Origin of the sequence: Pseudomonas sp. BMW13 (genome assembly GCF_013357275.1) — a bacterium.
GTDB lineage: Bacteria > Pseudomonadota > Gammaproteobacteria > Pseudomonadales > Pseudomonadaceae > Aquipseudomonas > Aquipseudomonas khazarica.
The window spans coordinates 144149-162526 of the sequence record NZ_SUKD01000006.1 but is presented as its reverse complement, the minus strand read 5'-3'; the positions used below and the strand labels follow the sequence as shown (position 1 = coordinate 162526).

Sequence of the window (18378 nt, the reverse complement as noted above, 5' to 3'; positions counted from 1 at the left end):
CATACTCCTGATAAGTTTCATCAATCAGCCTGACGACGCAGGAACGCCGGAATATCCAGGTAATCGAGATCGTCCTGGGTATTGAGCTTGGCTGCGGTAGCCGCGCCGCTGTGGCTCTGACGCTGCACGGTCGGACGCTCGTAGTCCTTGTAGTTGACCGACTGCTCGCTGCGCGATTGTTGCGCGGCAGGCTGCTGGGCAACCGGCTGGCTGACGGCGACCTGCACGGTGTTGTCGATCACCTTGACCGGTTTCTCCATGCGCGCGCCCAGACCGGTGGCGACCACGGTGACGTGCAGTTCGTCGCGCATGTCGGCGTCGATCACGGTACCGACCTTGACGGTGGCCTGCTCGGACGCGAACTGCTCGATGATGTTACCCACGTCGGAGTACTCGCCCAGCGACAGGTCCGGACCTGCGGTGATGTTGACCAGGATGCCGCGAGCGCCCTGCAGGTTGACGTCTTCCAGCAGCGGGTTGCGGATCGCCGCCTCGGTGGCTTCGCGCGCACGGTTCGGACCGCTGGCGCAGCCGGTACCCATCATCGCCATGCCCATCTCGCTCATCACGGTCTTCACGTCGGCGAAGTCGACGTTGATCATGCCCGGACGCTTGATGATGTCGGAGATACCGCGCACGGCGCCGGCCAGCACGTCATCGGCCTTGGCAAAGGCGGACAGCAGGCTGGCATCCTTGCCCAGGATGGTCAGCAGCTTCTCGTTGGGAATGGTGATCAGCGAGTCGACGCTCTCGGCCAGCGCGCGGATGCCCTCGTCGGCAATCACCATGCGCTTCTTGCCTTCGAACGGGAACGGACGGGTGACCACGGCCACGGTCAGGATACCCATCTCCTTGGCCACTTCGGCGATCACCGGAGCAGCACCGGTACCGGTACCACCGCCCATGCCGGTGGTGATGAACACCATGTCGGTGCCCTGCAGCACTTCGGCGATGCGCTCGCGGTCTTCCAGCGCGGCCTGACGACCGACCTCCGGATTGGCGCCGGCACCCAGGCCCTTGGTCACGCCCGGGCCGAGCTGCAGCACGGTGCGCGCACCGATGTTCTTCAGCGCCTGCGCATCGGTGTTGGCGCAGATGAACTCGACGCCCTCGATGTTGCTGACGGCCATGTGATTGACCGCGTTGCCGCCGCCACCACCGACACCGATGACCTTGATCACCGCACTTTGTGGAATGTTGTCTACTAGTTCGAACATGATCCCTCTCCTTCCTTTCTAGTTGTAACGCCTACTGCAAATTTAGAAATTGCCTTGGACCCAGCGCTTGATGCGCTCGAGTACCGGGGTCTTGCTTTCGTCCTGGTAAGGACTGCCCACCGACATGGAAATGCCGTCGTGCTGCTTCTGCAGCCCGTACAGCAGCAAGCCCACACCGGTGGAATAAATCGGGTTGCGCACGACATCGGCCATGCCCTTGACGCTGTGCGGCACGCCCAGGCGCACCGGCATGTGGAAGATTTCCTCGGCCAGTTCGACCGCGCCTTCCATCTTCGCCGTGCCACCGGTCATGACGATGCCGGCCGGAATCAGGTCTTCGTAGCCGCTGCGACGCAGCTCGGCCTGGATCAGGGTGAACAGCTCGTCGTAACGCGGCTCGACCACCTCGGCCAGGGACTGGCGCGACAGGTCGCGCGGCGGACGATCACCGACGCTCGGCACCTTGATGGTTTCGCCGGCACCGGCCAGCTTGGCCAGGGCGCAGGCATAACGAATCTTGATTTCCTCGGCGTACTGGGTCGGCGTACGCAGGGCCATGGCGATGTCGTTGGTGACCTGATCGCCGGCGATCGGAATCACGGCGGTATGGCGGATGGCGCCTTCGGTGAAGATGGCGATATCGGTAGTGCCGCCACCGATGTCCACCAGGCACACGCCCAGCTCCTTCTCGTCCTCGGTCAGCACCGAATACGCGGATGCAAGCTGCTCGAGGATGATGTCGTCGACCTCGAGGCCGCAGCGACGCACGCACTTTTCGATGTTCTGCGCGGCGTTCACGGCACAGGTGACCACGTGCACCTTGGCCTCCAGACGCACGCCGGACATGCCCAGCGGTTCGCGCACGCCCTCCTGGTTGTCGATCACGTAGTCCTGCGCCAGGGTGTGCAGCACCCGCTGGTCCGCCGGAATGGCGACGGCCTGCGCGGCGTCGAGCACGCGTTCGATATCGGCGCCGCTGACCTCGCGATCGCGGATGGCGACGATGCCGTGGCTGTTCAGGCTGCGGATGTGGTTGCCGGCCACGCCGACGAACGCCGAGTGGATACGGCAGCCCGCCATCAGCTGGGCTTCCTCCACCGCGCGCTGGATCGATGCCACGGTGGACTCGATGTTGACCACCACGCCCTTCTTCAGCCCGCGCGACGGATGGGTGCCGATGCCGACGATCTCCAGCTGGCCGTCGGCCGTCACCTCGCCCACCAGCGCCACCACCTTGGAGGTGCCGATGTCCAGGCCAACGATCATCTTGCCGCTATGCGCGCTACTCATTTAATCCTGCCTCTTCTCAATTCACTTTCTGCTCGGCCGCAGCCGGCTCCACCGGCTCACGCCAGGCCACGGCCAGGCCGTTGGCATAACGCAGGTCGATGCGCGCGATCTTCGCGCTCTGGTCTTTCAGTTCCCGCTCGTAGATGGCGGCGAACCGACGCATCTTTTCCACCACGTGGTCTCGTCCCAGCAGGATGTCGATACGCTGCCCGCTGGCATTCTCGGTCGCCGAGAGGAACCAGCTGCCCCGCTCGCGCAACTGCAGCCCGACCACGGTGAAGCCCATCGGCCGCAACAGCTGGCTGAGCATCTGGTACTGCTGCATCACCTTGGTCTGCGCACGCTTGGGCCCGGACAACTGCGGCAGGTGCTGGTAGTTGTCCACCTCCTGCGGGGCAAAGGCCTGACCCAGGTTGTTGAGCAGCGCCTCGTCGCCCCAGCGGGCGATGGGCAGTTGTTCTTCCAGGCGCACGTCGATCTGGTCCGGCCAGACGCGGCGCACCTCGGCATGGGCGATCCAGGGCATGCGCTCCAGTTCCTCGCGCATGCCGCGCAGATCGACGCTGAAGAAGTTCGCGGCGATGAACGGGGCGATGCGGCGCTGCACGGCCTGCTGACTGACATAGGCCAGGTCGCCCTGCACGCTGATGCGCGCAATCGGACGGTCGGCATAGGGCAGCAGGCGCTGCGCACCCTCGTATGCACCGAAACCCAGGCCGAGCAGCAGCAGCGGCCAGAGCAGACGGCCCATCCAGGCGAAGTCCGGCTTGGGCATGCGCAGGCGCATCGGCTCCTTGGCCACCAGACGGCTAGCGCCACGCGGCGCGGGCTTGCCGCGCTGCGGAGCCCTCAGCGAGTCCTGATGACGCAGAGCGATACTCATCGCTTAACCCCTCGCCTCGACGCTGTCAGCCAGGATCGCCAGCACCAGCTGCTGGAAATCCAGGCCGGCTGCGCGCGCGGCCATCGGTACCAGGCTGTGATCGGTCATGCCCGGTACGGTGTTCACTTCCAGCAGCCAGAACTGGCCACTGGCATCCTGCATCACATCGGCGCGCGCCCAGCCCTGGGTACCCACGGCTTCACAGGCGCGCGCGGTCAGGTCCTTCAGCTCGGCTTCCTTCTCGGCGGACAAGCCGCAGGGAATGCGGTACTGGGTGTCATCGGCCAGGTACTTGGCGTCGTAGTCGTAGAAGCTGTGTGGGGTGCCCAGGCCAATCGGCGGCAGCACTTCGCCACGCAGCACGGCGATGGTGTATTCCGGACCGGCGATCCACTGCTCGACCAGCACCTGGCTGTCGTAGCGGGCGGCATCCTGCCAGGCCTCGAGCAGCGCCTGGGCACTGTCCACCTTGGCCATGCCGATGCTCGACCCTTCGTGGGCCGGTTTGACGATCAGCGGGAAGCCCAGCTCGGCCGCAGCGGCCTCGCAGTCGGCCGGCGAAGTCAGCACGGCGTGGCGCGGCGTCGGCAGGCCGAGGCTGTGCCAGACCTGCTTGGTGCGCAGCTTGTCCATGGCCAGGGCCGAGGCGAGGATGCCGCTGCCGGTATAGGGAATGCCGGCACACTCGAGCAGGCCCTGCATGGAGCCATCCTCACCGCCGCGACCGTGCAGCACGATGAAGGCGCGGTCGATCTTCTCGCGGCCCAGACGCTGCAGGAAGTCATCCCCCACATCGATGCCGAAGGCGTCCACACCGGCGGCCTGCAGGGCGCCGAGCACGGCATTGCCGGACTTCAGCGAGACCTCGCGCTCGGCGCTCTTGCCGCCGAACAGTACGGCGACGCGGCCGAAGGCCTTGGGGTCGAGGGTACTGTGCAGACTCATTTCGACTCCCCCACGAACAGCGGGTGCTTGATCAGTTGCGGTGCCACTGCGCCGATATCGCCGGCGCCCTGGCACAGCAGGATGTCGCCGGCACGCAGCAGCGGCTTGAGCAGCGGTGCCAGATCGACGCCACGCTCGACGTAGATCGGATCGAGCTGGCCACGCTGCCGGATGCTGTGGCACAGCTGGCGGCTGTCGGCGCCCGGAATGGGTTCCTCGCCGGCCGGGTAGACTTCCACCAGCAGCAGCACGTTGGCCTCACCGAGCACCTGCACGAAGTCGTCGTACAGATCACGGGTGCGGCTGTAGCGGTGCGGCTGGTAGACCATCACCAGGCGGCGCTCCGGCCAGCCGCCACGCACGGCCTTGATCACCGCGGCGACTTCGCGCGGATGGTGACCGTAGTCGTCCACCAGCATCACGCTACCGCCGTCGACCGGCAGCTCGCCGTAGACCTGGAAGCGCCGGCCGACACCCTGGAACCCCGACAGACCGGCGACGATGGCCGCATCATCGATGCCTTCGTCGCTGGCGATGGCGATGGTGGCCAGGGCATTGAGCACGTTGTGATTGCCCGGCATGTTGACCGACACGTCGAGCGGCTCGCAGTCCGGACGCAGCACGGTGAAATGGGTCCGCATGCCTTCCTGGCGCACGTTGATGGAGCGCACGTCGGCATCCTCGGAGAAGCCGTAGGTCACGGTCGGACGACCGATCTGCGGCAGCAGCTCACGCACCACCGGGTCGTCGACGCAGAGCACGGCCAGGCCATAGAACGGCAGGTTGTGCAGGAACTCGACGAAGGTCTTCTTCAGTTTGTTGAAGTCGCCGCCATAGGTGCTCATGTGGTCGGCATCGATATTGGTGACCACCGAGACCATCGGCTGCAGGTGCAGGAAGCTGGCGTCGCTCTCGTCCGCCTCGGCGATCAGGAAGCGGCTGGAGCCGAGCTGGGCGTTGGTACCGGCCGCGTTCAGGCGGCCGCCGATGACGAAGGTCGGGTCCAGGCCACCGGCAGCGAACACCGAAGCCAGCAGGCTGGTAGTAGTGGTCTTGCCATGGGTACCGGCCACGGCGATGCCATGGCGGTAGCGCATCAGCTCGGCCAGCATCTCGGCACGCGGCACCACCGGGATACGCCGGTCCAGAGCGGTGGCGACTTCCGGGTTGCTGGTGTTGACGGCGCTGGATACCACCAGCACATCGGCCTGCTCGGCGTTCTCGGCACGATGGCCGATGAAGATCTGCGCGCCGAACTTCTCCAGGCGCTCGGTCACTGGCGAGGCCTTGAGGTCCGAGCCGGACACTTCATACCCCAGGTTCAGCAGCACCTCGGCGATGCCGCACATGCCCACACCGCCGATACCGACGAAATGGATGCGGCGGATACGGCGCATGCGCCGCACTTCGGCCTTGACGGCAGCGGGAGACTTAGCCACGGATCACCTCCTGGCAGATGTCGACCACCGTACGGGTGGCATCGGGCTTGGCCAGGCGCCGCGCGGTAGCGCCCATGACGTTGAGTTTTTCCAGGTGCATCAGAACCTCGGTGAGCTGCGCGGCGAGCTCGCCTGCGTCAGTGGCATGTTGCGGAAGGAGGACAGCGGCGCCCTCCTTCGCCAGGTATTCGGCGTTGCGGCTCTGGTGGTCGTCGATCGCATGCGGCAGCGGCACGAGGAACGACGGCAGACCAGCGGCGGCGAGTTCACTGACGGTCAGTGCGCCGGCACGGCAGACCACCAGGTCGGCCCAGCCATAGGCACGCGCCATGTCCTTGATGAACGGCGCGACCTCGGCTTCGACCGCAGCATCGCGATAACGCTCCGCAGTGATTTCCGCGTGTTGCTTGCCTGCCTGGTGGAACACCTGCGGACGCACGTCGGCAGCGACCTTGGCCAGCGCGGCAGGCAGCAACTTGTTCAGCGGTTCGGCGCCCAGGCTACCGCCCAGCACCAGCAATTTCGGCTTGCGCCCGGCCAGCGGCTCGCGCGGGGTTTCCAGGAACAGCTCCTCACGCACCGGATTACCCGTGGTGCGCCGCCTGTCGGAGGCCTTGAAGGTGTTCGGGAAGGCCTCGCAGATGCGCGCGGCGATGTGCGCGAGCAGGCGATTGGCAGTACCGGCGACGGCGTTCTGTTCATGGATGACCAGCGGTACACCGGCCATGCGCGCGGCCAGGCCGCCCGGCCCGGTCACGTAGCCACCCATGCCGAGCACGCACACCGGCTGCAGCTCGCGCACGATGCGGCGTGCCTGCAGCAGCGCACGCAACAACTGGAACGGTGCCTTGAGCAGGGACAGCTTGCCCTTGCCACGCAGGCCGCTGACATCAATCAGGTGCAGCGGCAGATCGGCCTGCGGCACCAGTTCGTTCTCGATGCCACGCGGCGTACCCAGCCAGTGCACGCTGTAGCCGCGCGTCTGGAACTCGCGCGCGCAGGCCAGCGCCGGGAACACGTGCCCGCCGGTGCCGCCCGCCATGATCAGGACATTACCGCGCATGGGCGACCTCCTCGCTCGGTTCGACGAAGTCGTCTTCGCTGAACTCGATATCCTCGTTGCCCAATACGTTGCGCCGCTCCCACTCGATACGCAGCAGCACCGCCAGGCTGACGCAGCAGATCACCAGCGACGAACCGCCGTAGCTGAGGAACGGCAGGGTCAGGCCCTTGGTCGGCAGCAGGCCGGTGTTCACCCCGATGTTGATCAGGAACTGACCGATCCACAGGAACGACAGCCCGTACGCCACGTAGGCGGAAAAGAACTGCTTGGCCTTCTCGGCCCACAGGCCGATGTACAGGCCGCGCACGCAGACGAAGACGAACAGCGCCAGGGTCACCAGCGAACCGACCAGCCCCAGTTCCTCGGCCAGTACCGAGAAGACGAAGTCGGTATGCGCCTCGGGCAGGTAGAACTGCTTCTGGATGCTGTTGCCCAGGCCGACGCCGAACCATTCGCCACGGCCGAAGGCGATCAGCGCCTGGGTCAGCTGGTAACCGGAGCCGTACTGGTCGGCCCAGGGGTCGGTGAAGGTGATCAGACGCTGCAGGCGGTATTCCTGGGTCTGCACCAGCACGAACACGGCCCCCACGGCCAGCGCCACCATCAGGCCGAAACGCAGCAGGCCGACGCCACCGAGGAACAGCATGGCCATGGCCGAGCCCATCATCACCACGGTGGCACCGAAGTCCGGCTCCAGCAGCAGCAGGCCGGCCATCGGCAGCAGCACCACGAACGGTTTGAAGAAGCCCATCCAGCTCTCGCGCACCTCTTCCTGGCGCCGCACCAGGTAGCCGGCCAGGTAGACCACGACGAATACCTTGGCGATCTCCGATGGCTGTACGTTGAACGCGCCGAAACCGATCCAGCGCCGCGCACCGTTGACCTCGCGGCCGATACCGGGAATCAGCACCAGCACCAGCAAGCCGATGGCTGCCAGCAACAGGATCCAGCCGTAGCGCTGCCAGAAACTCATCGGGATCATCAGCACCACGCCGGCGGCGCCCAGGCCGATGGCCAGGTACACCAGGTGACGGATCATGTGGTACAGCGGGTTGCCGGACATCGCCGCCGCCACTTCCGAAGAGGCCGATGTGATCATCACCAGCCCCAGACCGAGCAGGCCCAGGCAGCCGGCCAGCATCGGGAAGTCGACATCGAAGCCGCGACCGAACAGCGGCGAGGGACGAACGCGCAGGAAGCCCAGCATCAGTGCAGTCCTCCCACGGCCTGGGCGAACAGGCGCCCGCGTTCCTCGAAGCTCTTGAACATGTCCAGGCTGGCGCAGGCAGGTGACAGCAGCACGGCATCGCCGGCCTCGGCCAGCTCGCAGCCACGCTGCACCGCTTCATCGAGGGTCCCCACCCGCACCAGCGGCGCGGCGTCGCCCAGGGTTTCGGCGAGCCGCTCGGCATCACGCCCCAGCAGCACCACGGCGCGGCAGAAACGCGCGACCGGCTGTTTCAGGGCGGAGAAATCGGCACCTTTACCGTCACCGCCGGCGATCAGCACCAGCTTGCCGGCGATGTCCGCGCCCAGGCCTTCGATGGCGGCCAGGGCGGCGCCGACGTTGGTGGCCTTGGAGTCGTCGTAGTAGTTCACCCCGGCGCGCTCACCGACCCACTGGCAGCGATGCGGCAGGCCGGCGAACGTGCGCAGGGTGGCAAGCATCGCCTCCATCGGCAGGCCCGCGGCATGACCGAGCGCCAGCGCCGCCAGGGCGTTGGACTGGTTGTGCGCGCCGCGAATCTTCAACTCGCTGACCGGCAGCAGTGCGTCGAAGCGGAACGCCAGGGCCTTCTCGCCATTTTCCTCGAGCAGACCGAAGCGCTTGAAGTCGGGTTTGCCCAGGCCGAATTCCCAGCAGGTCACCTGGTCGGCGATCAGCGGCCGCGAGAGGGCATCATCACGGTTGATCACCACCTGACGCGCGCCACGGAAGATCCGGTGCTTGGCCAGGTGATAGGCCGGCAGCCCGCTGTAGCGGTCCATGTGGTCTTCGCTGATGTTCAGGCAGGTGGCCACTTCGGCATTGAGCTGGTCGGTGGTCTCCAGCTGGAAGCTGGACAGTTCGAGCACGTACAGCTCGACATCGTCGGCCAGCAGATCCAGCGCCGGGGTGCCGAGGTTGCCGCCCACCGCGACCCGCTTGCCGGCCGCCGCCGCCATTTCGCCGACCAGGGTGGTGACGGTGCTCTTGGCGTTGGAACCGGTGATGGCGATGATCGGCGCCTTGGCATGGCGGGCGAACAGGTCGATGTCACCGGACAGCTTGACCCCGCGCGCTGCGGCTTCGGCCAGCGCCGGGGTGGCCACGGCCAGGCCCGGGCTCACGTACAGCTCCGAGGCGCGGCTGAGAAAATCCGCGTCCAGCTCGCCGCAGCGCACTTCCACCTGCGGGTAGTCGCGCTTGAGCGTTTCCAGCTCCGGCGGATTCGCGCGCGTGTCGGCCACGGCAAAGCGCACGCCCTGCTGCGCCAGGAAGCGCACCAGGGACATGCCGCTCTTGCCGAGGCCGACAACGATGCGGAATTGGTCGGAAGCGATCAACGACACGCGCAATTACCTCAGTTTCAACGTGGCCAGGCCGATCAGCACGAGAATCACCGTGATGATCCAGAAACGGACGATCACGCGCGGCTCGGGCCAGCCCTTGAGTTCGAAGTGGTGATGAATCGGCGCCATGCGGAACACACGCTTGCCGGTCAGCTTGAAGCTGGCGACCTGGATGATCACCGACAGGGTTTCCATGACGAACACGCCGCCCATGATGAACAGCACGACCTCCTGGCGAACGATCACGGCGATGGTGCCCAGTGCGGCGCCGAGCGCCAGCGCGCCGACATCGCCCATGAACACCTGCGCCGGGTAGGTGTTGAACCAGAGGAAGCCGAGGCCGGCGCCGACCAGCGCCGCGCAGAACACGATCAGCTCGCCCGAACCCGGCACGTAGGGAATCAGCAGGTACTCGGCGAAATTCACGTTGCCCGACAGGTAGCAGAAGATGCCCAGCGCACCACCGACCATCACGGTCGGCAGAATGGCCAGGCCGTCGAGGCCGTCGGTGAGGTTGACCGCGTTGCTCGAACCGACGATGACGAAGTAGGTCAGCACCACGAAACCGATGCCCAGGGGGATGCTCACGTCCTTCAGCAGCGGCAGGATCAGGGTGGTTTCCACCGGGTTCTGCGCCGTCGTATAAAGGAAGAAGGCCGCGCCCAGGCCGAACACCGACTGCCAGAAGTACTTCCAGCGACTCGGCAGGCCACGCGAGTTCTTCTCGATCACCTTGCGGTAGTCATCGACCCAGCCGATGGCACCGAACAGCAGGGTCACGGCCAGCACCACCCACACGTAGCGGTTGGACAGGTCGGCCCAGAGCAGGGTGCTGACCGCGATCGCGGTGAGGATCAGCGCGCCGCCCATGGTCGGCGTGCCCTTCTTCGACAGGTGCGACTGCGGGCCATCGTTGCGCACGGCCTGGCCGATCTGGCGCACCTGCAGGGTGCGGATCATCCACGGGCCGAGCCACAGCGACAGCGCCAGGGCGGTCAGGACGCCGAGGATGCCGCGCAGGGTCAGGTACTGAAAGACCGCGAAGCCCTTGTGGAACTGTTGCAGGTACTCCGCCAGCAGCAGCAGCATTTAGTGACTCTCCCCAGATACGTCGCACAGCGCCGCCACGACCTTGTCCATGGCTGCGCTGCGTGAACCCTTGATTAGTAATGTGCTGCCGGCCTGTTCGGCACGAAGCGCTTCGATCAGTTCGGCCTGATCGGAGAAATGGCGACCCTTGGCGCCAAACTCTTCAACCGCATGGCGCATCAGCGGGCCGATGGCATACAGCGCGTCGACCTTGCCGGCGGCATGGCGACCCACATCGCGGTGGCCCTGCTCGGCCCACGCGCCCAGCTCGCCCATGTCGCCCAGCACCAGAACGGTGCGGCCGGAGAAGGCGGCGAGTATGTCCACCGCCGCACACATCGACACGGGGTTGGCGTTGTAGCTGTCGTCGATCACCCGCACACCGTTCGGCGTCAGTTGCGCGACGGCGCGCCCCTTGACCGGTTGCAGGCCCTGCAGCCCCTCGACCATGGCAGCCAGCGGCATGCCCAGGGCATGGGCGGCGGCGCAGGCGGCCAGGGCGTTGGCGACGTTATGCTCGCCCAGCAGGTTGAGCTGGATGCGTGCGCTGCCCAGCGGACTGCGCAGGATGAACCCCGCGCAACCGCGCTCGTCGCGGGTCAGCTCACTGCCATGGAAATCGGCACGGGTGTCACGCAGGGCGAAACTCAGCACCTGGCGCCCCGCCGCGCGGCGCTGCCAGGTGACGAACGCCTTGTCGTCGAGATTGAGCACGGCCACGCCGTCCTGTGCCAGTCCCTCGAGAATCTCGCCCTTGGCTTCGACGATCTTTTCCGGGCCACCGAACTCGCCGACATGAGCGTTGCCGGCATTGTTGATGATGGCCACATGGGGCCGGGTCAGGCTGACGGTGTAGGCGATCTCGCCGACATGGTTGGCGCCCAGCTCGATCACACCGGCGCGATGCTCCGGCGCCAGCTCGAGCAAGGTCAGCGGCGCACCGAGGTCATTGTTGAGGTTGCCGCGGGTGGCCAGCACCGCGCCGTCCAGGCCGGCACGCAGGATGGCCGCGAGCATTTCCTTGACGCTGGTCTTGCCGCTGGAGCCGGTCACGGCCGCCAGCGGCCCGCTGAACGCCTGACGATTGAGCGCGCCCAGCTGACCGAGGGCCATGCGGGTGTCGGCGACCAGCAACTGCGGCAGCGGCGCACCCGCCACTTCGCGCTCGACCAGCGCGGCGACGGCGCCCTTGGCAGCGACTTCCGCCAGATAGTCATGACCGTCGAAGCGCGGCCCGGTCAGCGCCACGAACAGCTGACCGGCGGCGATGCTGCGGCTATCGGTGCCGACGGCGGAGAAGGCGACATCGGCGCCGATCACACGACCATCCAGATCACCCTCGACGTCGCTGAGCAGCCAGGGCTTAAGCATGGGCCGCCTCCCAGACCGCCAGGGCCTTGTTCGCTTCGCTGAGGTCCGAGAACGGCTGACGCACGCCCATGATTTCCTGGTAATCCTCGTGGCCCTTGCCGGCCAGCACCAGCACATCGGCGGCATCGGCCTGGGCAATCAGCCTGGCGATGGCGTCGCCACGACCGTGAACGAACTGCACCGCCTCCGGCGCGGCGAAACCGGCGCGGATATCCTCGATGATCTGTGCCGGGTCCTCGGTGCGCGGATTGTCGTCGGTCACCCAGACCACGTCCGCCAGGCGCTCGGCCACGGCGGCCATCAGCGGGCGCTTGCCGCGATCACGGTCACCGCCACAGCCGAACAGGCAGACCAGGCGCCCTTCGACATGCGGGCGCATGGCTTGCAGCACCTTTTCCAGAGCATCCGGCGTATGCGCGTAGTCGACCACCACCAGCGGCTTGTCGGCGCCCCCGAGGCGCTGCATGCGGCCAACCGGCCCCTGCAGCTGCGGCAGCACCTTGAGAATCTCGTCGAGCGCGTAGTCCATGCCGAGCAGGGCACCGACCACGGCAAGCAGGTTGCTCAGGTTGAAACGACCGAGCAGGCTGCTGCGCAGCACGCCTTCGCCACGCGGCGTGAGCAGGCGCGCACGCACGCCGTGATCGTCGAACTGCGCGTCACTGCAATAGAGGTAGGCGGCGCTGTCTTCCAGGCTGTAGCCGATCAGACGCGACTCGTGCGCCTGCGCAGCCAGCTCACGACCAAAGGCGTCATCGAGGTTGAGCACCCGGCAACTCAGATTCGGCCAGGCGAACAGCCTGGCCTTGGCAGCGCCGTAGGCCTCCATGCTGCCGTGATAGTCGAGGTGGTCACGCGACAGGTTGGTGAACACCGCGACATCGAACTCCAGTGCGGCGACCCGCCCTTGATCCAGGCCATGGGAGGACACCTCCATGGCGACGGCGCGCGCACCGGCCTGCTTGAGCGAGGCCAGGGTCGCCTGGACGCCGACCGGATCGGGCGTGGTGTGCTTGCCCTGCTCCAGCGCGCCATGGAAACCGTTACCCAGGGTACCGACGATGCCGCACGGCTGGCCGAGCAGGTCGAGGGCCTGCGCCAGCAACTGGCTGACACTGGTCTTGCCATTGGTGCCCGTGATGCCGACCAGGTGCAGGCCACGGCTCGGCTCGCCATAGAAGCGTCCGGCGATGGCCGAGAGCTGGCCAGACAGGCCCTTGACCGGCACCAGCACGGCGCTCTCGGCATGCATCTCGGCAGCGCCCTCGGCCTCGTAGGCGACCGCAGCCGCGCCGCGCGCGATCGCATCGACGATATGTACACGGCCATCCTGCTGGGTGCCGGGCACGGCCAGGAACAGATCACCCGGACGCACCTTGCGGCTGTCCAGCGTCAGCTCACGAATCAGCACGCTGCCATTGGCGGCCGGCAACAGTTGATTGAGCGGCATGGGCATCAGTTGCGCCCTCCCTGTGCGACAGCGACGGACTTCTGCGCCTCGGAGGGCAGATTGTCCGGCGCGATATTCATCAAACGCAGCGATCCGGCCATCACGCGACTGAACACCGGCGCAGAGATCAGGCCGCCGTAATAGGCGCCCTTGCCGGGTTCGTCGATGACTACCACCAGAGCGATGCGCGGGTCCTGAGCCGGGGCGAAGCCGGCGAACAGCGAACGGTAGGAGTTGGCCCGGTAGCCCTTGCTGCCGACACTGGTCTTGCGTGCGGTACCGCTCTTGCCGGCCACGTGATAGCCGGGTACCTGAGCGCGGAACACGCCTCGCGGCGCTTCGATGACCTGCTGCATCATGCCCCGTACGGTCTTGGCCACTTCGCCCGGCACCACCTGCGTCGCGTGCGGCTTGTCGTCCACGCGGATCATCGACAGCGGCGTCATGCCACCGCCATTGGCCAGCGCGGAGTAGGCGTGCGCCAGTTGCACGGCGGTTACCGAAAGGCCATAGCCGTAGGACAGCGTGGCAGTTTCCGCCTCGCGCCACTGGCGATGGTTGGGCAGGTTGCCCACCCGTTCACCGGGGAAGCCCAGGCCGGTATCGCGACCGAAGCCGAGGTCGCTGAACACCCGATACAGCTGCTCACCGCCGACATCGAAGGCGACCTTGCTCATGCCCACGTTGCTGGAGTTGATCAGGATGCCGGTCAGGTCCAGCGCCGGCCCCTGGGTACGGGACACGTCACGAATGGTGTAGCGACCGATCTGCAGCGTACCGTTGCCGACCTGAACGATATCGCTGGGCTTCCAGCGACCGGTCTCCAGCGCCGCGGCCATCGACAGCGGCTTGATCGTCGAGCCGGGCTCGAAGACATCGATCATGGCGCGATTGCGCATGGCCGCCGGGGTCAGGTTGCGCCGGTTGTTCGGGTTGTAGGTGGGGTGGTTGACCATGGCCAGCACCTCGCCGGTCTTCACGTCGACCATCACCAGGCTGCCGGCCTTGGCATCGTTCTCCAGCAGGGCGTTGCGCAGCTCGCGGTGCGCCAGATACTGCAGGCGCAGGTCGATGGACAGGGCCAGGGCTTTGCCAGCCTTGGCGTTCTGCACCACCTGCACGTCCTTGATCAGCTTGCCGCGACGGTCCTTGAGCACCTGGCGCTTGCCCGGCACGCCGGCCAGCCAGTCCTCGTAGGCCAACTCCATGCCTTCACGACCACGGTCGTCGATGTCGGTGAAGCCGACCACATGGGCGGCGACCTCGCCGGCCGGGTAGAAACGACGGAATTCCTCGATGGCGTAGACGCCAGGCACCTTCAGGTCGAGCACGCCCTGGCCCTTTTCGGGGGTCAGGCCGCGCACCAGGTACATGAACTCGCGATCCTTGTTCTGCTCCAGACGCTCGGCGAAGCTCTTCGGCTCCTGCCCCAGCGCGGCAGCCAGCGCCGGCCATTGTTCGCGCCCGGCCTGCAGCTCCTTGCCGTTGGCCCACAGGGTGGTCACGGGGGTGCTGACGGCCAGCGGCTCGCCATTACGGTCAGTGATCAGGCCACGGTGCGCGGGAATCGGAATGTGGCGCACGCTGCGCGCATCACCGTGCGCCTTGAGGAAATCGTGATCGAGCACCTGCAGGTCGAGCATGCGCCAGGCGATGGCCGCGACCATCAGGGCGAGCAGCGCCAGCACCAGGCGGAAACGCCAGGGGTAGAGCGCGCCTTCGAGACCGATCATGGTCGCACCATGCGCACGGCGGCGGGATCGGGGATGTGCATCTTCAACTGCTCGCTGGCCAGCGCCTCGATGCGGTTGTGTGCAGTCCAGGTGCTCTGCTCGAGAATCAGTCGGCCCCACTCGGCCTGTGCCTTGTCGCGCACGCTCAACTGGCCGTACAGCTCGTTGAGCAGCAGACGATTCCAGTGCGCGCTGTACGACACCGCCACGGCGGAAACCAGCACGCCGATGAACAGCAGCAGCATCAGGAAGCTGCCGCCGGGCATGGACTTGATGAGCCGGCGGTTCACCGCAACTTCTCCGCGATGCGCATCACGGCACTGCGTGAACGCGGATTGCCCTTGAGCTCCTCGTCGCTGGCATAGACTGGCTTGCCGATCAGCTTCAGACGCGGCTCGAAGGCCTTGGGAATGATCGGCAGGTCACGCGGCAGCTTGTCCGCCTCGCCCTTGGCCTGGCGCTTCATGAACTGTTTGACGATGCGATCTTCCAGCGAGTGGAAGCTGATCACCACCAGGCGACCACCGACTTCGAGCGACTCCAGCGCCGCCTCGAGGCCACGCTCGAGATCACCGAGTTCGTTGTTGACGAAGATGCGGATGCCCTGGAAGGCACGCGTCGCCGGATTCTTGCCCTTCTCCCAGGCAGGGTTGGCCTCGGTCAGGACCTTCGCCAGATCGGCGGTACGGGTGAACGGCTGCTCGACTCGGCGCTGCACCACGGCGCGCGCCATGCGCTTGGCGAAACGCTCCTCGCCATAGTCCTTGAATACCCGGGCGATCTCGTCCTCGTCGGCGCGGGCGATCCAGTCCGCCGCGCTGACGCCGGCGTCGGGATTCATGCGCATGTCCAGCGGCCCGTCATTGAGGAAGCTGAAGCCACGCTCGGGATCGTCGAGCTGCGGCGACGACACGCCGAGGTCCAGCAGGATGCCCGAGACCTGGCCGTCGAGGCCGCGGACAACAGCCTCCTCGCCAAGTTCCGCAAAACTGCGCTGCACAACGACAAAGCGGCCGTCTTCGGCCGCCAGTGCTTCCCCGGTAGCTATTGCCAGGGGATCTTTATCGAATCCCAACAACCGCCCATCTGGCCCGAGCTTCTGCAGGATCAATCGGCTGTGCCCGCCCCGACCGAAGGTGCCGTCCATATAGCAACCGTCGCCGCGCACGGCGAGTCCCTCGACGGCCTCGTCGAGCAGCACGGTGATATGGCGGTAGTTGGTATCGGTCATGGTCACAGGATCAGGTCACGCAAATCATCGGAAAGAGCGCCCGGCTGCTTGATGGCAGCGAGGTCGGCCTCGGCTACGGCATTCCAGGAATCTTCATCCCAGAGCTGGAATTTGTTCAGCTGACCCACGAGCATCGCTCGCTTGTCCAGCTTGGCGTACTCGCGCAAACGCGGCGGTACCAGGAAGCGGCCACTGGCGTCGAGTTCGAGGTCGACGGCATTGCCGATCAGCAGACGCTGCAGGCGGCGGTTCTCTTCACGGAAGGAGGCCAGCTCGCGCAGCTTGTTCTCGATCAGCTCCCATTCGGCCAGTGGATAAACGCAAAGACAGGGGTCGACGGCATCGATGGTCACGATCAGCTGGCCACCACAACGCGCAACGAGCTCGTCACGATACCGACTCGGCATCGCGAGGCGCCCTTTGGCGTCGAGACTGATGGCGTTAGCTCCGCGAAACACGGCTGCGCTTCCCCTGTAATTAGCTTTCCATGCCCAAAAAAACCCACTTCATGCCACTTCCCACCACTTGCGCACACTATAGGAATGGGCACGCCCCACCGTCAAGGCACGCCAGAAGGGAAAAATCCTTACAGGACGGAGATTTAGCGAACGAAAGCGAGGAGAAAAGCGATGCAGGAAGGCGGATTCGGCAGGCAAAATTCAGCCACAGCAGCAAGCTGAAATTCGAACTTAAAGTAATTTCTTAAGAGTAAGACTATTTCGGTATCAGACGAGCGGGAGATAGAAGTACAACGAGAGGAAGAAAGGAGGAGAGTCGATCTGTAAGCCGGGTTCTGTCGAGGACAGTCATTCCTCTACGGCGTACATCACTGCACGCCTTTAGCAACCTACCCGGTTCCAGCGCGGGCCACGCCAATGGAACCCTATTTGGTCTTGCTCCGAGTGGGGTTTACCTAGCCACGGACTGTTACCAGCCGTGCGGTGCGCTCTTACCGCACCTTTTCACCCTTACCGGCGCCGAAGCGCTTAGGCGGTTATTTTCTGCGGCACTTTCCGTAGGCTCACGCCCCCCAGGCGTTACCTGGCACTCCGCCCTATGGAGCCCGGACTTTCCTCCCCCCCGCATCGCGGAACGAAACGAGGCAGCGACTGTCTGATCGACTCTCCGCCGCCAAGGTTACCGACAGGCGCCCTCGAGAACAAGCTCGGCGCTCAGCCTTGACGCTGCAATGCCACCTGATAGAGCAGGTTCTTGCGCACCCCGGTGATCTCGGCCGCCAGCGCTGCCGCGCGCTTGAGCGGCATTTCCGCCAGGAGCAGATCGAGTACCCGCAGCGCGTCCGCGTTCACCGCCTCTTCACCTTCCGGCGCCTGCCAGCCTGCCACCAGCACCACGCACTCGCCGCGCTGCTGATTGCTGTCCGCCGCGACCCAGGCGCACAACTCGGCCAGCGGCAAACCCTTGAGCGTCTCGAAGGTTTTGGTCAGCTCACGCGCCAGCAATGCCGGACGCTCCTCGCCGAAGACACTGCGCATATCCTCCAGGCACTCGAGAATCCGGTGCGGCGCCTCGTAGAAGATCAGCGTACGCGGCTCCTCGCGTACCTGCTCGAGACGTGCGCGGCGTCCAGCGGCCTTCGCTGGCAGGAAGCCCTCGAAGATGAAACGATCGGATGGCAGCCCGGCCGCCGACAGCGCGGCGATCAGCGCACAGGCTCCCGGCACCGGCACCACCGGATAGCCGGCAGCGCGCACCTGGCGCACCAGGTGGTAGCCCGGATCGGAAATCAGCGGCGTGCCCGCATCGGAGATCAGCGCCACATCCTCGCCCGCCTGCAGACGCGCGAGAAAGCGCCCGCCCTGCTCGCGCTCGTTATGCTCGTGGCAGGCCGCCAGCGGCGTCTCGATGCCGAAATGCTGCAGCAGGCGCACGGAATGCCGGGTGTCCTCGGCAGCGATCAGCGCCACCTCACGCAGGATGCGCAGTGCCCGCGCACTGATGTCGTCCAGGTTGCCAATCGGCGTGGCGACCACATAAAGAGTGCCGGGCTGGACGCTGGTGACGACGGACTGACTCACGGGTAACACCTCGTTAATTGAAAGAGCGCTCATTCTAGCCGCTTCCGACCCAGCGGCATCGCACCATCCTTGGCG

General features: G+C 65.9%; 16 protein-coding genes and 1 other RNA gene. All 17 read right to left on the bottom strand.

Annotated elements, in window-relative coordinates:
* Window positions 1-20: 20 nt before the first annotated feature.
* The 17 genes from ftsZ to rsmI all read right to left on the bottom strand — a co-directional run bounded on the left by ftsZ (window position 21) and on the right by rsmI (window position 18336).
* Window positions 21-1217 carry a cell division protein FtsZ gene (ftsZ, locus tag E4487_RS07065; protein WP_175253012.1) on the bottom strand — a complete coding sequence of 399 codons (1197 nt, stop codon included), beginning with the start codon at window positions 1215-1217 and terminating at the stop codon, window positions 21-23.
* Window positions 1218-1259: 42 nt separating this feature from the next.
* Complete coding sequence (gene ftsA, locus E4487_RS07060; protein ID WP_037046640.1) at window positions 1260-2507, bottom strand: cell division protein FtsA; 1248 nt, start codon at window positions 2505-2507, stop codon at window positions 1260-1262.
* Window positions 2508-2523: 16 nt separating this feature from the next.
* Window positions 2524-3390, bottom strand: coding sequence for a cell division protein FtsQ/DivIB (locus tag E4487_RS07055; RefSeq protein WP_037046638.1), 867 nt, complete (start codon window positions 3388-3390; stop codon window positions 2524-2526).
* Between the two features lie 3 nt (window positions 3391-3393).
* Window positions 3394-4335: a D-alanine--D-alanine ligase gene (locus tag E4487_RS07050; RefSeq protein ID WP_047587025.1), complete on the bottom strand. Its 942-nt coding sequence runs from the start codon at window positions 4333-4335 to the stop codon at window positions 3394-3396.
* Window positions 4332-5732, bottom strand: a complete 1401-nt coding sequence (gene murC, locus E4487_RS07045; RefSeq protein WP_218952878.1) for a UDP-N-acetylmuramate--L-alanine ligase — start codon at window positions 5730-5732, stop codon at window positions 4332-4334. The genes E4487_RS07050 and murC overlap by 4 nt, the downstream gene beginning before the upstream one ends.
* A gap of 34 nt (window positions 5733-5766) precedes the next feature.
* Window positions 5767-6837: an undecaprenyldiphospho-muramoylpentapeptide beta-N-acetylglucosaminyltransferase gene (gene murG, locus E4487_RS07040; protein ID WP_175253010.1), complete on the bottom strand. Its 1071-nt coding sequence runs from the start codon at window positions 6835-6837 to the stop codon at window positions 5767-5769.
* Window positions 6827-8044, bottom strand: a complete 1218-nt coding sequence (gene ftsW / locus E4487_RS07035) for a putative lipid II flippase FtsW (protein ID WP_047587023.1) — start codon at window positions 8042-8044, stop codon at window positions 6827-6829. The genes murG and ftsW overlap by 11 nt, the downstream gene beginning before the upstream one ends.
* A complete protein-coding gene (gene murD, locus E4487_RS07030) occupies window positions 8044-9390 on the bottom strand; it encodes a UDP-N-acetylmuramoyl-L-alanine--D-glutamate ligase (RefSeq protein ID WP_175253009.1) in 1347 nt (448 codons plus the stop codon). The genes ftsW and murD overlap by 1 nt, the downstream gene beginning before the upstream one ends.
* 6 nt (window positions 9391-9396) lie before the next feature.
* Complete coding sequence (mraY, locus tag E4487_RS07025) at window positions 9397-10479, bottom strand: phospho-N-acetylmuramoyl-pentapeptide-transferase (RefSeq protein WP_175253008.1); 1083 nt, start codon at window positions 10477-10479, stop codon at window positions 9397-9399.
* On the bottom strand, window positions 10480-11850 hold the full coding sequence (gene murF, locus E4487_RS07020; protein WP_175253007.1) for a UDP-N-acetylmuramoyl-tripeptide--D-alanyl-D-alanine ligase: 1371 nt from the start codon (window positions 11848-11850) through the stop codon (window positions 10480-10482).
* Window positions 11843-13306, bottom strand: coding sequence for a UDP-N-acetylmuramoyl-L-alanyl-D-glutamate--2,6-diaminopimelate ligase (locus E4487_RS07015; protein ID WP_175253006.1), 1464 nt, complete (start codon window positions 13304-13306; stop codon window positions 11843-11845). Before E4487_RS07015 ends, murF begins: the two co-directional genes overlap by 8 nt.
* Complete coding sequence (locus E4487_RS07010; RefSeq protein WP_175253005.1) at window positions 13306-15033, bottom strand: penicillin-binding protein 2; 1728 nt, start codon at window positions 15031-15033, stop codon at window positions 13306-13308. The genes E4487_RS07015 and E4487_RS07010 overlap by 1 nt, the downstream gene beginning before the upstream one ends.
* Window positions 15030-15323, bottom strand: coding sequence for a cell division protein FtsL (gene ftsL, locus E4487_RS07005; protein WP_037046613.1), 294 nt, complete (start codon window positions 15321-15323; stop codon window positions 15030-15032). Before ftsL ends, E4487_RS07010 begins: the two co-directional genes overlap by 4 nt.
* On the bottom strand, window positions 15320-16264 hold the full coding sequence (gene rsmH, locus E4487_RS07000) for a 16S rRNA (cytosine(1402)-N(4))-methyltransferase RsmH (RefSeq protein WP_175253004.1): 945 nt from the start codon (window positions 16262-16264) through the stop codon (window positions 15320-15322). Before rsmH ends, ftsL begins: the two co-directional genes overlap by 4 nt.
* A 2-nt stretch (window positions 16265-16266) precedes the next feature.
* Entirely contained in the window at window positions 16267-16722 is a 456-nt protein-coding gene (gene mraZ, locus E4487_RS06995; RefSeq protein ID WP_047587012.1) for a division/cell wall cluster transcriptional repressor MraZ, read from the bottom strand.
* Window positions 16723-17030: 308 nt separating this feature from the next.
* Window positions 17031-17389: RNase P RNA component class A (rnpB, locus tag E4487_RS06990), an RNA gene on the bottom strand.
* A 47-nt stretch (window positions 17390-17436) separates the two neighbouring features.
* The gene (gene rsmI / locus E4487_RS06985; protein WP_037046606.1) at window positions 17437-18336 is read right to left on the bottom strand and encodes a 16S rRNA (cytidine(1402)-2'-O)-methyltransferase; all 900 of its coding nucleotides are present in this window, start codon (window positions 18334-18336) and stop codon (window positions 17437-17439) included.
* Window positions 18337-18378 lie beyond the last annotated feature (42 nt).

What these genes read in the sequence shown, in the direction of transcription:
- ftsZ (WP_175253012.1), bottom strand. Translation starts at nt 1,217, where the DNA reads ATGTTCGAACTAGTAGACAACATTCCACAAAGTGCGGTGATCAAGGTC.
- ftsA (WP_037046640.1), bottom strand. Translation starts at nt 2,507, where the DNA reads ATGAGTAGCGCGCATAGCGGCAAGATGATCGTTGGCCTGGACATCGGC.
- E4487_RS07055 (WP_037046638.1), bottom strand. Translation starts at nt 3,390, where the DNA reads ATGAGTATCGCTCTGCGTCATCAGGACTCGCTGAGGGCTCCGCAGCGC.
- E4487_RS07050 (WP_047587025.1), bottom strand. Translation starts at nt 4,335, where the DNA reads ATGAGTCTGCACAGTACCCTCGACCCCAAGGCCTTCGGCCGCGTCGCC.
- murC (WP_218952878.1), bottom strand. Translation starts at nt 5,732, where the DNA reads ATGCGCCGTATCCGCCGCATCCATTTCGTCGGTATCGGCGGTGTGGGC.
- murG (WP_175253010.1), bottom strand. Translation starts at nt 6,837, where the DNA reads ATGCGCGGTAATGTCCTGATCATGGCGGGCGGCACCGGCGGGCACGTG.
- ftsW (WP_047587023.1), bottom strand. Translation starts at nt 8,044, where the DNA reads ATGCTGGGCTTCCTGCGCGTTCGTCCCTCGCCGCTGTTCGGTCGCGGC.
- mraY (WP_175253008.1), bottom strand. Translation starts at nt 10,479, where the DNA reads ATGCTGCTGCTGCTGGCGGAGTACCTGCAACAGTTCCACAAGGGCTTC.
- murF (WP_175253007.1), bottom strand. Translation starts at nt 11,850, where the DNA reads ATGCTTAAGCCCTGGCTGCTCAGCGACGTCGAGGGTGATCTGGATGGT.
- E4487_RS07015 (WP_175253006.1), bottom strand. Translation starts at nt 13,306, where the DNA reads ATGCCCATGCCGCTCAATCAACTGTTGCCGGCCGCCAATGGCAGCGTG.
- E4487_RS07010 (WP_175253005.1), bottom strand. Translation starts at nt 15,033, where the DNA reads ATGATCGGTCTCGAAGGCGCGCTCTACCCCTGGCGTTTCCGCCTGGTG.
- rsmH (WP_175253004.1), bottom strand. Translation starts at nt 16,264, where the DNA reads ATGACCGATACCAACTACCGCCATATCACCGTGCTGCTCGACGAGGCC.
- rsmI (WP_037046606.1), bottom strand. Translation starts at nt 18,336, where the DNA reads ATGAGCGCTCTTTCAATTAACGAGGTGTTACCCGTGAGTCAGTCCGTC.